Genomic DNA, 14,448 nt, shown 5'->3' with positions numbered 1-14,448 from the left:
GATTCCGCGCACCGAAACCTATCACGATTTCCCCATGAAGCCGCTCACCGATAGCCTCCCCAATTTCCCGGAGTTCGCGCCAGGCGAAGTCTGGCTTGCCGGTGCGGGTCCAGGCGATCCCGGGCTTTTGACATTGCATGCGCTACACGCGTTGCAGGTGGCCGACGACGTCGTTCACGATGCCCTCGTCGATCCACGTATCCTGAGATTGGCGGACAAGGAAGCAAAGCTGATCTTTGCAGGCAAGCGCGGCGGCAGGCCCTCGGCTCAACAGGCCGACATTAACGAACTTCTGATCGAACGCGCCAGGATGGGGCGACGCGTTCTGCGCCTGAAAGGCGGCGACCCCTTTGTGTTCGGGCGCGGCGGAGAGGAAGCGTTGGCGCTGACGCGGGCCGGGCTTCGCTTCAGGATCATTCCCGGCATTACATCGGGGCTTGCGGCTGCGGCGTTGGCCGGTATTCCGGCGACAATGCGCCAGACCAACCATGCCGTCATCCTGGTGGCGGGAAGCCGGGCGGCGGACGGGACCTCGCAAGCCGAGTGGGAGAAGTTGGCGCGTACCGGGCAGCCGATCATCGTCTATATGCCGATGGCCAATTTGTCCGAGATCATGGCCGCGTTTCAACGCGGCGGCATGCCTCCCGATACGCTCGCCGCGATCATCAGTTCCTCGACGACGGCGCAGGAACGCATCATCGAAACCTCCGTTGGGATGGCCGCCGCAGACGCCGCGACCCAAGGCGTCAGCGCGCCGGCGGTCGTGATCGTCGGTGCCATCGCGGGAGTGAGGCAACAGCTTCTGGCCAATATGGTTGGCTGGCGATGATTCCTCACCTCGGACCGCCAGGCCTTATCATCGCGGCGCCACGCTCGGGTGCCGGGAAAACAACGATAACGCTCGGGCTGTTGCGTGCGCTTCGGCGCCGAGGCTCTCACGTGCAGCCCTTCAAATGCGGTCCGGACTATATCGACCCGGCGTTCCACGAGATCGCCGCGGGCCGGCCGAGTTACAATCTCGACAGCTGGGCGATGGGAGAGGACCTGATTGCAACCCTCGCGACCAAAGTCTCCGCAGGCGCGGATATCTGCATTGCTGAAGGTGTGATGGGACTGTTCGACGGTGCCGCGGCACGAGGGCAGTGCGGGTCTGGCGCGACCGCGGACCTCGCTTCTCTGCTCGGGTGGCCGGTTGTGCTCCTGCTCGACGTCACCGGCCAGACCGAGACGGCGGCGGCCGTGGCGCTCGGTTGCGCAAGATATCGGAACGACGTCGATATCGCGGGCGTGATTCTCAATCGCCTGGCAAGCGAACGGCATTTATCGCTGCTCGCGCCGGCCTTCGACCGGTTAAAGATGCGCGTTTTCGGCGCGATCCTGCGCGACGATCGTCTCGCGCTGCCCGAGAGGCATCTCGGTCTGGTGCAGGCCCGGGAGTTGCCGGCGATCGATGAACGTTTGGACGTTCTCGCCGATGTTATTGGGGCTGCCATCGATCTCGATGCGATCAGGCAATCTGCGCGGCCTGCGAAGGCTGCGACGGCCATCCGCGACGACCAATCCGATCGAGCACAATCCCGATTGCGCCCGCCCGGACAGCGCATTGCGCTGGCGCAGGACCGGGCATTTTCGTTCATCTATCCGCATCTCGTTCGGCAATGGCGGCTTGCGGGCGCGGAAATCATTCCGTTCTCGCCGCTCGCCGACGAGGCTCCCGATGCGTCAGCCGACTCCGTCTGGTTGCCCGGTGGTTATCCGGAACTCCATGCCGGCGTGCTCGCGTCTGCTCATGGTTTCAGAAGCGGTCTCCAGAAGCTTGCCCACCGCTCGATTCCGATCCACGGCGAGTGTGGTGGCTACATGGTGTTGGGGCACGGCCTCGAGGACGCCGGCGGGAACAAGCACGAAATGACCGGTCTGCTCGGGCTCGAAACCTCTTTTGCGAACCGCAGGCTGCATCTGGGCTATCGACGCGCGCGACTTCGCGTGGCCTGTTCGCTGGGTGCGGAGGGAACGGAAGTGCTTGGCCACGAGTTCCACTATGCGAGCACGGTTTTGGCGAGCGGCGATCCGCTCGTTGATTGCCGGGATGCTGCAGGCGCTGAAGTGCCCGAACAAGGTGTGCGACAGGGCTCGATAACCGGCACGTTTTTCCATGTCATCGACCGAGTGGGCCTATGAGCGAAACGCCCGGTCCATCTTCTCGGGAATTCGATGCCGCGTTTCGGCAAGCGTTCCGCGATCTCGTGCTGTGGCGGCGCGACGTCCGACGTTTTCGCCGCGATCCCATCGATCCGGCCTTGATTCGGTCGTTGCTTGAACTTGCGAGCCACGCTCCCTCGGTTGGACATTGCCAGCCCTGGCGGTTCGTGCTTGTCGAGACCGCGCAATGCCGGGAAGCGGTGAGGTCGAGTTTTGTCCGCGCCAACGCGAAGGCGCTCGAAAACTATGACGGCGAACAGCGCGCGCAATATGCAAGACTAAAACTTGAAGGACTCGAAGCGGCCCCCGTGCACCTTGCTGTCTTTGCCGATGAGGCAACAAAGGCGGGCAGTGGCCTCGGCCGTCAAACCATGCCGCAAACCCTGCAATATTCGGTTGTTGGCGCAGTCCAGACGCTGTGGCTTGCGGCGCGCGCCGAGGGACTTGGGCTTGGCTGGATCTCGATCCTCGAACCGGAGAACGTATGTCGGATACTTGAAGTGCCCGACACCTGGACGTTGATTGCCTATCTCTGTATTGGCCGGCCCGTGGAGGAGCACACGGATCCCGAACTCGAGCGCCACAATTGGCAGGAACGTTTGAGCACCGAGCGCCTGATATTCAAACGCTGACAGACAACATTGCAATTGAGCACCTCCCAAACAGGCTCATGATGGATTGGAGCGAGAGTTCAATTTTTCTCAATGTTTTAGAGGGCTGCGTGCGCACGACGTGTGCACCGGGTGGCCGATCTTAAACCTAGGTATGCTCTTCTCAGCCAAATGTAACGTACCGATCAACCTCCGTTCAATGGCCAGGTCCTTCTCTCTACGATTACGCTTTGGGTCGTAACCGCCGATGTTCGGGGCGGCAAGACAATGCGAGGAGTTCATCAATGAGAACCATAGACGCAAACACGTTGTCAGGTTCTGCTCGCGATACAGCGGGTTCGACCTCCAGCTTCGCCAATGTCGTTCACGGCCTGGTGAAGGACCTGTTCAGCGGCTACCGGCCCGAGCTGCACTACATGCGTGGCCCCGGCCCGAAATGGCGCGCCCAGCATCAGCCCTGGTCAACGTTCGATTTCTAAAGCCGTACCGCCGACCGGGCGGCACGAGCTATCACCAGGTCCGTAATTCTTCGGCGGAACAATCTTATGCGGCTACCTGAATTCACGCGCTCGACCACGCTGCCCTGGAGTTCACCTGCATGGCCATATGTGCTGTGGCTTTGGCCAGAATTGTCGGCTTCCCGTTATTGTGGCCAACCTCTCATATTTCTATTTCTCGCTGACGTCGCCGCCGCGCTGGTCCGCCTGGCGGCGGCGGCAAGTCGGCCACCGAGGGCCGCAGGCACCACGTCGCTGGAAGAAGGAGAAAAGTGATGCATGAAATGGACACAGTGGCGCGCCGCGAAGACCCGGCGAAGCCGACCTCCGGTCTGGACGCCAAGCGAGTCGCCGATATGTCGAGGGTGTCGGCCAAAGCCCTCGATGATCTTTGGCAACGAGCAATGAAAAATAGCCCACGCGGCGAAGGGCTTCGCGATAACAATTTAAGGAAAGCGGCGCAACGTATTGTCAAAGAAATCAGGGCACGCCGCAATCCGATATCATTTGACGGTACAGAGTTCGTCGGAGCTTCCCATGCTTGTTGTCGAGGAACCCATCCCGGCGATCGAGCAACCGATCAACCTTGCTGACGGATCTGCTCAACCATCTGGCCCACGACCGGACGGCGCGAGGTGACCTTGATCGGAAGCGACTTTGAGCACGGGTTGGAATAGCGCACCGCGCAGAGCGGGAACGCCAATACTCATCGCCAATGCTCATACTGTATATCTAATGAAAGCTCACGGCACGGGCAGAAGAGGTACTACGGCATTCCCGTCGTGGAATGGCTGCAAGTGCCGGATCTTGGCGGCCCATGATCTGAAGTGGCTCTTGCAAACGTCCCGCGCCAGGATGCAGACTGCGGGGGCTTGATGGGTGTCAACGTCTACGGTCCTGCTGCCCCGACTGGAGTTCTCGGTCGCGCGCAGAACAAGAGGAGCATGACGCCATGCGAGAAATCGAAATCCATGACTATGCGCGACAGTTGCTGGAAGCACACGGCGCCCGGGCCATAGCGGAAGCTGCCCGGAACGCCATCGAGCTTGAAGCAAAAGGCGAGTTCGAACTGGCTAAAGACTGGCGGCATATCGAAGACGCCATGAAGCTCATGCGCGGACCGCACCAAAGCTGAAGCTGCCGATTCGCGCGTGACAAGGTGTGCCTGAATGCGAGCGCCGCCACGCCGGATCAGGCCGGTGCGGCAGCGGGTGGAACGCGGACCAAAATCCGCCCCAGGTCACTTCGCAGCGGCTGAACGGCGACACGATCTTCAAAGTGCCTCCTCTCGGTTACAGGAGTAAAGCCATGGTTCCGAATTGTGCGACAGCCGAAGATCTCCTGAAGGCGATCAAGGACGAGAAGGTCCAGATGATCGATCTGCGGTTCACCGATTTGCCGGGGGTCTGGCAGCATTTTTCCGTTCCGCCGAGCGCGGTGAATATCGATGCTCTCGATGAAGGCATCGGGTTCGACGGCTCATCGATCCGCGGCTTCCAGGAGATCCAGGAAAGCGACATGCTGGTCGTCCCGGACCCGACGACCGCCTTCGTCGATCCATTCACCCCGGCGACGACGCTGGTCCTGATTTGCAACATCAGGGATCCTTTGACCGGTCAATCCTATAGCCGTGACGCCCGCTATATCGCCCAGAAGGCCGAGACCTACCTCAAGGGCACCGGCCGCGCCGATACGAGCTATTTTGGCCCGGAGGCGGAGTTCTTCGTATTTAACGATGTGCGCTACGGACAGGGTATCAACTACGCCTTCCACGAAATCGATTCCAGCGAAGGCAGCTGGAACACCGGCAAGAAGGAAGCGCCGAATTTGGGCCACAAGCCGCGCCCGAAAGAGGGATACTTTCCGGTTCCCCCAACCGACAGCATGCAGGCGCTCCGCACCGAAATGGTACTGACGATGGAGTCGCTGGGGATTGCGATCGAAGCCCATCACCATGAAGTCGCGACCGGCGGCCAAAACGAGATCGACATGCGCTTCACCACACTCACCCGCATGGCCGACAACCTGATGATGTACAAATATGTGGTAAAGAACACCGCCCGTCAGCACAGCATGACCGCGACGTTCATGCCAAAGCCGCTGTTCGAGGACAACGCCTCGGGAATGCATGTTCATCAGAGTCTGTGGAAGGGCGAGACCAACCTGTTCTACGACAAGGCGGACTACGCCGAGCTGAGCGAGCTTGGCCGCTACTACATCGGTGGGTTGCTGAGTCACGCCTGGGCGTTGTGCGGGCTTTGCGCCCCGACCACCAACTCCTATCGGCGTCTGGTGCCGGGTTACGAAGCTCCGATCAACCTGGTCTATTCCCAGCGCAATCGCTCAGCCTGCTGCCGGATTCCGATGTATTCGCCGAACCCGCGGGCAAAGCGCGTCGAGTTTCGTTCGCCGGATCCCTCCTGCAATCCCTATTTGGCCTTTGCCGCGATGCTGATGGCCGGCCTTGACGGCATCAACAACCGGATCGATCCGGGAAGGCCGATCGACAAGAATCTTTATGATCTCCCGCCCGCAGAGGCGAAGGAGGTGAAATCGACGCCCGGATCGCTGGATCAGGCGCTTGACGCGCTCGAACGCGATCACGCGTTCCTGTTACGCGGCGATGTGTTCACCAGCGACGTGATCGAAACCTGGCTCGACTACAAGCGAAAAAGGGAGGTCGATGCCGTCCGGTTGCGCCCCCATCCCCACGAGTTTCATCTCTATTACGACATCTAGAGCATGATCCGGAAAAGTGGAAACCGGTTTTCCGAAAAGATCATGCTCAAACAAAACAATAACGCTAGAGCCTGATTCAACTGAGTTGAATCAGGCTCTAGCGCATGTTCCCCGCGAGGGCCGCGCGAGTGCTCGCCGTTGGCTGATGCCCATGCGTTGCTGGGGGCGTGTAACTAGATCCAGCGACCGTAGACACAAAATCGGCGGCGCGATCCCGGCTTTCCCATTTTCACTCCTACGACTAGCGCTCATGACTCCACGGGAATAGAGAGGCCGGGAAATCTGCCGCATAGCGGTGACCTATCGCAGGGCGGGGCTCCTCTTGTGGGGGATTCGGGTCAGGCTCCACCACCTTCCGATAAAGATGCCAGGTGGCATGACCGAGCACCGGCAGAACGACTGCGAGACCGACGAACAACGGTAGCGAACCGATCACCAGCAGTGCCGCAACAATCAGCCCCCATACGGCCATCGCAAATGGATTCTCCATCACGGCCCGCAACGACGTCCGGATCGCGTCTATCGCAGACGCATGCCGGTCGAGCATCAACGGAAACGACACAACACTGACACACAGAGCCACGACCGCGAACAGGAAGCCGACGCCGCAGCCGACGATAATGAGCAACCATCCTTCCGGTGTCGTCAACACACGCGTCGCGAAGTCAGGGATGGTTGCAGCCGGAGCGTGGCCGAAGGTTGCAACGTAGATCGCGTCCGCGGTGGCGATCCAGGTCAAGAACAGGGCGAACAGGAGCATGCCGAGTCCGAGAATGGCGCCGAAAGACGGTGCGCGCAGCACCTGCATAGCATCCCACGCAGCGGCTTCCTCGCCGCGCTCGCGGCGGCGGCTGAGCTCGTAGAGGCCGAGCGCGGCAAAGGGACCAATCAACGTAAAACCGGCTGCCAGCGGAAAGAGCAGCGGCAACACGGAATAGCCAACGACCAGTCTGAACAGAACAAGACCGAGAACGGGATAAATCACGCACAGGACAATGGCGTGAGTTGGTATGGCCTTGAAGTCTTCCCAGCCCAGGCGCAACGCGTCGCTTAAGTCGGAAAGACCGATTTTGCGAACGACAAATGCGGTGGAGATGCCGAACAATTGTAGTTTAGGTCTTGCGAAATATTGTGTGGCCATGGTCCGGTCTCCTTGCTCGTGGTCGCCGTGGTGAAAACGGCGCCCTAAGTCACGCGTTTCGCCCCATGTGCGAAAATCGCGATCGAGCCGAGTACGGCAAACCAAGTTCAACGAAAAGGAGCTTCGCCGGACGAAACCCGTCGCGACCTGTGAGGTGAGGTTAGCGCGATTCAAGCGAGATAGCACGCACAGTTGAATTGTGCATCTGCACAAATCGTTTGTTGCGTTGCGTCAAAAACCATTGGTGCCGAACGGTGCTCGCCGGCCCACGCGGCATTGCGGATAACAAGCGCCGGACGAGGGCGCGGCATACTCCTCTTGACGCCAAGCTCGACGCGTACCATCTTGAAATTCTAGCGCCCCCAGTTCCGATGAGATTGCGGTCGTAACGTGTGCTCTGTGTCATGTTTTGACGTCGCGACCGGTTGAATGGGCGAGGCAAGAGACACGACGATGGCGAATGTGAATTCGGCCATTGCGATAGGCGTGAGCTCCGCCCTCTAATTCGTATCCGTAGCCCTTAACGGCGAGGATGAATGAGGGATGGCTGTAGCAATCATACTGCTCTTGGTCGCGGTCGCCTCGGTGCTGTTTCACCTCTTCAGCCCGTGGTGGTGGACGCCGATCGCCTCAAATTGGAGCTACATCGACAACACGATCACCCTGACGTTCTGGATCACCGGGGCGGTTTTCTTTGCGATCGTCGCGTTCATGGCCTACTGCGTCTTCCGCTTTGAGCACAAGGAGGGAAGGAAGGCAGCCTACAATCCCGAAAACAAGAAGCTCGAATGGTGGCTCAGCGTCGGGACTGCCATCGGCGTCGCAGCCATGTTGGCACCCGGGCTCGTTGTCTGGCACCAGTTCGTCACCGTTCCGGCCGATGCGACCGAGGTCGAGGTCGTGGGACAGCAGTGGCTCTGGAGCTATCGGCTTCCCGGAAAGGACGGCCGGCTTGGGACCTCCAATGCCCGCAACGTCAGTTCCGAGAATCCTCTCGGGTTGAATCGCGACGATCCCGCCGGACAAGACGACATCGTCATTGAAAACGACGACTTGCACCTGCCAGTCGGAAAACCGGTGAAGATATTGCTGCGCTCAATTGACGTCTTGCATGATTTCTATGTGCCCGAGTTCCGGGCGAAGATGGATATGATACCGGGCTCGGTTACATATTACTGGTTCACGCCCACCCGCACCGGAACATTCGAGGTTCTCTGCGCGGAACTCTGCGGTGCCGCACATGCGCAGATGCGGAGCAAGGTCATCGTAGAGGAACAGAAAGATTATCACGCGTGGCTGGAGAAGCAGAAAACATTCGCCGAATTATCCGGGAATCGCAGCGTCGCGAAGGCGGCTTATAAGATAGGCACCGAATGAGAGTATCGACGAAGAGACGCTGAATGTCGTGAGGCGAACTCTTCGCTGAATAGAGGAAGACCAAGGAGGGCATTACGATGGTCGATGTCCCGTTTGACACAATCGCAGGCATCCCGCCGGCTGAAGTGGCGGAGGTCGAGCTCTATCATCCGAAAAGCTGGTGGACGAGGTACGTCTTTTCGCAGGACGCCAAGGTTATCGCCATCCAGTACTCGATCACGGCGATGTCCATCGGAATGGTTGCGCTGGTGCTGTCATGGCTGATGCGGCTGCAACTCGGATTCCCCGGCACGTTTTCGTTTATCGATCCGAACCAATATCTTCAATTTATCACCATGCACGGCATGATCATGGTGATCTATCTTCTCACCGCGCTGTTTCTGGGAGGTTTTGGAAACTACCTTATCCCGCTGATGGTCGGCGCCCGGGACATGGTTTTCCCCTATGTGAACATGCTGAGCTACTGGGTCTATCTGCTCGCAGTCGTGGTGCTGGCCTCGACCTTTTTCGTGCCTGGCGGGCCCACCGGCGCCGGCTGGACGCTGTACCCACCCCAGGCGATTCTCTCCGGCACCCCCGGACAGGATTGGGGCATCATTCTCATGCTGGCCTCTCTGATCCTGTTCATCATCGGCTTCACCATGGGCGGGCTGAATTACGTGGTGACGGTGCTGCAGGCGCGTACGCGCGGCATGACGTTGATGCGTTTACCCTTGACGGTGTGGGGCATTTTCACGGCCACCGTGATGGCGCTGCTGGCCTTCCCGGCGCTGTTCGTCGCCTCGGTGATGATGCTGCTCGACCGCATTTTGGGAACCAGCTTCTTCATGCCCACACTGGTCGAGATGGGCCAGCTGACGAAGTATGGAGGTGGCAGCCCGATCCTGTTCCAGCATCTGTTCTGGTTCTTCGGCCATCCCGAAGTCTACATCGTCGCCTTGCCGGCCTTCGGCATCGTTTCCGATCTGATCAGCACCCACGCGCGGAAGAACATCTTCGGCTATCGCATGATGGTTTGGGCTATCGTGGCAATCGGCGCCCTCAGCTTCGTTGTGTGGGCGCACCACATGTATGTGAGCGGCATGCACCCGTACTTCGGGTACTTCTTCGCCACCACCACGCTCATCATCGCCATCCCGACCGCCATCAAGGTTTACAACTGGGTGCTAACCCTGTGGCGCGGCGACATTCATCTCACCGTCCCGATGCTGTTCGCGCTGGCGTTCATCATCACCTTCGTAAACGGCGGCCTGACCGGCCTGTTTCTCGGCAACGTGGTCGTAGACGTTCCGTTGTCCGACACGATGTTCGTTGTCGCCCACTTTCATATGGTGATGGGCATTGCGCCGATTATGGCCGTTTTTGGCGGGATCTATCATTGGTATCCGAAAGTCACCGGACGAATGCTCAATGAAGCGCTTGGACGATTCCACTTCTGGGTCTCGTTCCTCGGGGCCTATGCGGTTTTCTTCCCCATGCACTATCTCGGCCTGCTGGGCATGCCCCGCCGCTACCACGACATTGGCGAAACGGCCTTCGTCCCGGCATCCGCCCATGACCTCAACGCGTTCATGAGCGTGGCGGCCTTGATCGTCGGCTTCGCCCAGCTTGTGTTCCTGTTCAATCTGATCTGGAGCCTGTTCAAAGGAAAAGAGGCTGGCGGCAATCCCTGGGGAGCCGCGTCGCTGGAATGGCAAACACCGGAGACCCCGCCGGGGCATGGCAACTGGGGCAAGGATCTGCCTATCGTCTATCGCTGGGCCTACGATTACAGCGTACCCGGCGCCGCGCGGGATTTCGTGCCGCAAAATGAACCGCCGGCCGGATTGTTGGCGCAGGCGGCCCACCCATGAGCGCCATTATCCTGTTCATGGCTGGAATAGCGGCAATTGCGGGATGGTGGCTCTCGCAGCAAGGGCTGGCAGCCAAGCCCTGGCTGGAAGAAGGAATAGCCGTCGATTTGCGCGAGGGGAGCACTTCGTCCCTGCCGCCGGCGAAAATCGGATTGGGCGTGTTTCTCGCGGTGGTCGGCTCGTTGTTCGCGCTCTTCATCAGCGCCTACTCGATGCGCATGAGCATGGTGGACTGGCGGGCGCTGCCCGTGCCCAGGCTGCTGTGGTTTAACACCGGCGTCCTGATCTTGAGCAGTGTCGCGTTGCAATGGGCGCATGTGGCTGCGCGCCGGGACGACACGGACGGTGCAATCATCGGCCTGTGCGCAGGGGGAGCGTTTGCCGTTACATTCCTGGTCGGGCAGCTCCTGGCGTGGCAACAGCTGCGCGTCGCAGGCTATTTTCTCGCCTCCAATCCAGCCAATTCCTTCTTCTACCTGATCACTGCGGTGCACGGGTTGCATCTGATGGGCGGTCTGGTGGCCCTTGGCAGAACGACCGCCAAGGTGTGGCGTGGCGCTGCGATGACGCGGGTACGTCTGAGCGTGGAGCTCTGCGCTATCTATTGGCATTTCCTGCTGTTGGTCTGGCTGGTCTTGCTCGGTCTGCTGACGGGCTGGACAGACGATTTCGTCGACATCTGTCGCCAGCTGCTCACTTAGGGAGGGCCGAGACGCAATGGCAGAGACTGCGCTGACAAACACCGCAACATCCATCACGCGGCCTGCAGGCTGGCAAGGCATTGCTGCCGACTGGTCCTCGGATCAGCGCGCGTTCAAGAATGTCTCGTGGGGCAAGGCCATGATGTGGATCTTCCTCCTGAGCGACACCTTCATCTTCAGCTGCTTCCTGCTGTCCTATATGACGGCGCGAATGTCCACGACTGTGCCCTGGCCGAACCCCAGCGAAGTCTTCGCCCTCACGATCGGAGATAAGAAAATCCCGCTCATCCTGATCGCCATCATGACTTTCATCCTGATCAGCAGCAGCGGGACGATGGCGATGGCCGTCAATTTCGGTTACCGCCGCGATCGCGCCAAAACCGCAGCCTTGATGCTGGCCACGGCGGCATTTGGCGCAACGTTCGTCGGAATGCAGGCCTTCGAATGGACCAAGCTGATCATGGAGGGCGTCCGGCCCTGGGGCAACCCGTGGGGCGCGGCGCAGTTTGGCTCTAGCTTTTTCATGATCACTGGCTTCCACGGCACCCACGTGACGATCGGCGTGATTTTCCTGATCGCCATCGCGCGAAAGGTTTGGCGGGGAGATTTCGACGTCGAACGGCGCGGCTTTTTCACGAGCAGGAAGGGGTATTACGAGATCGTCGAAATCACCGGCCTGTACTGGCACTTCGTCGATCTTGTGTGGGTGTTCATCTTTGCCTTTTTTTACCTTTGGTGAGGTTGGCGCATGACAAACACAGCGGTACATGTCGAAGGGCAACAACCTTCGCTGCATATTCACATGCATGAGGCTCTTGCATCAGGAGCCACGCACACAAAGGGCCAGCAGCATCCGATCAAGCTCTATCTCGTGGTCTGGGGATGGTTGTTCGTTCTCTCCACCTGCTCCTATCTCGTCGACTTCTTTGGCATCCACGGTTATCTCAGACCGTCGCTGATCCTGCTCTTCATGGTGTTGAAGGCTGGCTTGATCGTCGCCGTCTTCATGCACATGGCCTGGGAGCGGTTGGCCTTGGCCTATGCCATCCTGCTGCCGCCGGTCTTGGTGTTGGTGTTTGTGGCGATCATGGTGTTCGAATCCGACTACACGCATCTCCTGCGGGTCATATTTTTTGCGCCAACCGCGTAGCCACCATTGCCTCGTACCAGAAGGAGGACGGCTATGACCACCTACGTCATGCTTGCAAATTGGACCGAGCAGGGAATCCTGAAGGCGAAGGACTCGCCACGTCGTCTGGACGCTGCGAAGAAAGCTCTCAAAGATATGAGCGGCGAGTTCAAATCCTTCTACCTGACCATGGGCGACTATGACATGGTTGCGATCTTCGAAGCTCCGGAAGACGCTGTGGCGGCACGTTTCAGCCTGCAGCTGGGCATGCTGGGAAACGTCCGGACGCGCACGCTGAAAGCGTTTCCCGAGGCGGCTTATCGGGAAATCATCAACTCGCTGAGCTAGTCTACCAACGGTGTGCTCATGGACGGCCACGGACGGATGCGCAGTCTCGTTCTCGTGCTCGGGGCCGCAATCTTCGCGATCGTCCCTGGGCATGCCCAGGATGCGGCTTCGGGCGAGAAGATTTTCGCCCAATGCAAGGCGTGTCACCAAATCGGGGAGAACGCAAAGAACGCCGTCGGCCCGGTGCTCAACGGGCTGTTCGGGCGACAGGCCGGGATGATTGAAGGCTACAGCTATTCTCCCGCAAACAAGAATTCCGGCATCACCTGGGATGAAGAAACTTTCCGCGAATACATCAAGGATCCGAAGGCCAAGATACCCGGTACCAAAATGACTTTTCCAGGCTTGAAAGATCCGAAGCAAATTGACGATGTCGTCGCCTATCTCAAACAGTTCGACTCTACGGGAAAGAAGAAGGGGGCAGGGACTATCCCTGCCGGAAGAAAATTCGCGAAGGTGCAGTAGCGGCGCAGTCGGTGAAACCGGGGCCTGTCGCCTTCCGGAGACTGCCGGACAAGAGTGTTCTAAAACCGATGGCTTTTTTTGAGTATCGGACTGAAAGAGGTCGCCATGTCGCTTGCAAGACGAGGCATTAATCTCATGCAAATCAATCGTTCAATTCTTCGCGGGAGCTATGCCAACATCGGGGACTATGTCGCGCTGACGAAACCGCGCGTTATGTCGCTGGTCGTCTTTACTGCACTAGTCGGTCTCATGGTCGCACCAGGCGGCATCGATCCCTTCACCGGTGTCGTTGCTCTTCTTTGCATAGCTGCCGGAGCTGGCGCCGCAGGTGCGCTCAATATGTGGTACGACGCCGACATCGATGCGGTGATGGCGCGTACCGCCATGCGTCCAATTCCGAGCGGCCGTGTGTCGCGCTCGGAAGCATTAGTTTTCGGACTGATGCTTGGCATGTGCGCCATTCTGGCCCTCGGCACCTTGCTGAACATGGCCGCGGCTGTGCTGCTTGCTTTCACAATTTTCTTCTATGTCGTGGTCTACACGATGTGGCTCAAACGCCGGACACCGCAAAATATCGTCATTGGTGGTGCGGCTGGCGCACTCCCTCCGGTGATCGGCTGGGTTGCGGCCGCCGGAAATGTCGGGCTCGAACCGCTCATCCTGTTCCTGATCATCTTCCTTTGGACACCACCCCACTTCTGGGCACTGTCGCTCAATCTTGCCGGAGAATATGCTCGCGCCGGTGTGCCGATGTTGCCGGTCGTGGCCGGCAGGGCCGAAACAAAGCGCCAGATTCTTCTCTATAGCGTTCTTCTGGTTCCGACCTCACTGATACCCTGGGCACTGGGGTTCGCGGGGGCCATCTATGGCGCGGCTGCGGCGATGCTCGGAGCGATCATGATTGTTCTCGCATGGCAAGTACGTCGGAGCAATGACGGGGAAAGGCGGCCTGCTCGTCGCCTGTTCGTGTTTTCGATGCTCTATCTGGTCCTCCTTTTTGGTGTGCTGCTGATGAATGCCGCGCCCCACGCTCAGTCCCACTAGAGCGAAGTCCTTCGCTTCGTTTCGCGGTGTCTTCTGCAAGTGACAAAAATGCGTAGCACATTGGCCGATTCAGTCGCGCGCCGCGGAGCTTGCGGGTCCGCGAAGCTGCGTTGTCAGCACGTGCTGGGTGATGCCGGGGATCGCGCGCCTTCGGGACATCGGAGTGCAAAACGCACTCTACGTAAGCCTAATCGGCAGCAGCCCATTTCTGCAACACAATCAGCCATTAGAGCGTGATGACTTTTCTTCGAATCGTCATCCCGCTCTATCTTTTTGTTTGAGCATGATCTTTTCGGAAAACCGGTACCCACTTTTCCGGATCATGCTCTAGCGGAAGTGGC

16 protein-coding genes are annotated in these 14,448 nt (G+C 59.2%); 15 read left to right on the top strand and 1 reads right to left on the bottom strand.

Going from position 1 to position 14,448, the window contains the following annotated elements:
- The first annotated feature begins 34 nt into the window (after positions 1-34).
- From cobA to glnA, 7 genes are all read left to right on the top strand, one after another.
- Entirely contained in the window at positions 35-829 is a 795-nt protein-coding gene (gene cobA, locus B5526_RS15510) for a uroporphyrinogen-III C-methyltransferase (RefSeq protein WP_079539264.1), read from the top strand.
- On the top strand, positions 826-2,181 hold the full coding sequence (locus B5526_RS15505) for a cobyrinate a,c-diamide synthase (RefSeq protein WP_079539263.1): 1,356 nt from the start codon (positions 826-828) through the stop codon (positions 2,179-2,181). Before cobA ends, B5526_RS15505 begins: the two co-directional genes overlap by 4 nt.
- Positions 2,178-2,834, top strand: a complete 657-nt coding sequence (gene bluB / locus B5526_RS15500) for a 5,6-dimethylbenzimidazole synthase (RefSeq protein ID WP_079539261.1) — start codon at positions 2,178-2,180, stop codon at positions 2,832-2,834. The genes B5526_RS15505 and bluB overlap by 4 nt, the downstream gene beginning before the upstream one ends.
- A 263-nt stretch (positions 2,835-3,097) precedes the next feature.
- Positions 3,098-3,292, top strand: coding sequence for a hypothetical protein (locus B5526_RS15495; protein WP_079539260.1), 195 nt, complete (start codon positions 3,098-3,100; stop codon positions 3,290-3,292).
- Between the two features lie 293 nt (positions 3,293-3,585).
- A complete protein-coding gene (locus B5526_RS37735; protein WP_154071321.1) occupies positions 3,586-3,903 on the top strand; it encodes a hypothetical protein in 318 nt (105 codons plus the stop codon).
- A gap of 359 nt (positions 3,904-4,262) precedes the next feature.
- The gene (locus B5526_RS15490) at positions 4,263-4,445 is read left to right on the top strand and encodes a hypothetical protein (protein WP_079539258.1); all 183 of its coding nucleotides are present in this window, start codon (positions 4,263-4,265) and stop codon (positions 4,443-4,445) included.
- Between the two features lie 173 nt (positions 4,446-4,618).
- Entirely contained in the window at positions 4,619-6,049 is a 1,431-nt protein-coding gene (glnA, locus tag B5526_RS15485) for a type I glutamate--ammonia ligase (protein ID WP_079539256.1), read from the top strand.
- 241 nt (positions 6,050-6,290) lie between these two features.
- Here the strand turns inward: glnA and B5526_RS15480 are convergent, their stop codons facing one another.
- A complete protein-coding gene (locus B5526_RS15480; RefSeq protein WP_079539254.1) occupies positions 6,291-7,190 on the bottom strand; it encodes a DUF2189 domain-containing protein in 900 nt (299 codons plus the stop codon).
- 543 nt (positions 7,191-7,733) lie between these two features.
- Between B5526_RS15480 and coxB the strand changes: the two genes are divergently transcribed.
- The 8 genes from coxB to B5526_RS15440 all read left to right on the top strand — a co-directional run bounded on the left by coxB (position 7,734) and on the right by B5526_RS15440 (position 14,107).
- On the top strand, positions 7,734-8,567 hold the full coding sequence (gene coxB, locus B5526_RS15475; RefSeq protein ID WP_079539253.1) for a cytochrome c oxidase subunit II: 834 nt from the start codon (positions 7,734-7,736) through the stop codon (positions 8,565-8,567).
- Between the two features lie 77 nt (positions 8,568-8,644).
- Complete coding sequence (locus B5526_RS15470) at positions 8,645-10,420, top strand: cytochrome c oxidase subunit I (RefSeq protein ID WP_079539251.1); 1,776 nt, start codon at positions 8,645-8,647, stop codon at positions 10,418-10,420.
- Entirely contained in the window at positions 10,417-11,121 is a 705-nt protein-coding gene (locus B5526_RS15465; protein WP_079539249.1) for a cytochrome c oxidase subunit 3, read from the top strand. The genes B5526_RS15470 and B5526_RS15465 overlap by 4 nt, the downstream gene beginning before the upstream one ends.
- A 16-nt stretch (positions 11,122-11,137) precedes the next feature.
- Positions 11,138-11,860 (top strand): heme-copper oxidase subunit III family protein, encoded by a 723-nt coding sequence (locus B5526_RS15460; protein WP_079539248.1) that lies wholly within the window; start codon positions 11,138-11,140, stop codon positions 11,858-11,860.
- Positions 11,861-11,869: 9 nt separating this feature from the next.
- A complete protein-coding gene (locus B5526_RS15455) occupies positions 11,870-12,271 on the top strand; it encodes a cytochrome C oxidase subunit IV family protein (RefSeq protein WP_079539246.1) in 402 nt (133 codons plus the stop codon).
- 33 nt (positions 12,272-12,304) lie between these two features.
- Positions 12,305-12,598 (top strand): GYD domain-containing protein, encoded by a 294-nt coding sequence (locus B5526_RS15450; protein ID WP_079539244.1) that lies wholly within the window; start codon positions 12,305-12,307, stop codon positions 12,596-12,598.
- A gap of 36 nt (positions 12,599-12,634) precedes the next feature.
- Complete coding sequence (locus tag B5526_RS15445; RefSeq protein ID WP_079545022.1) at positions 12,635-13,063, top strand: c-type cytochrome; 429 nt, start codon at positions 12,635-12,637, stop codon at positions 13,061-13,063.
- 105 nt (positions 13,064-13,168) lie between these two features.
- Positions 13,169-14,107 carry a heme o synthase gene (locus tag B5526_RS15440; RefSeq protein ID WP_433994627.1) on the top strand — a complete coding sequence of 313 codons (939 nt, stop codon included), beginning with the start codon at positions 13,169-13,171 and terminating at the stop codon, positions 14,105-14,107.
- Positions 14,108-14,448: the final 341 nt, after the last annotated feature.

The organism is Bradyrhizobium lablabi (assembly GCF_900141755.1).
Lineage (GTDB): Bacteria > Pseudomonadota > Alphaproteobacteria > Rhizobiales > Xanthobacteraceae > Bradyrhizobium > Bradyrhizobium lablabi_A.
Note: the sequence above shows the minus strand (reverse complement) of the source record. Positions and strands in the feature narration are given on the sequence as shown.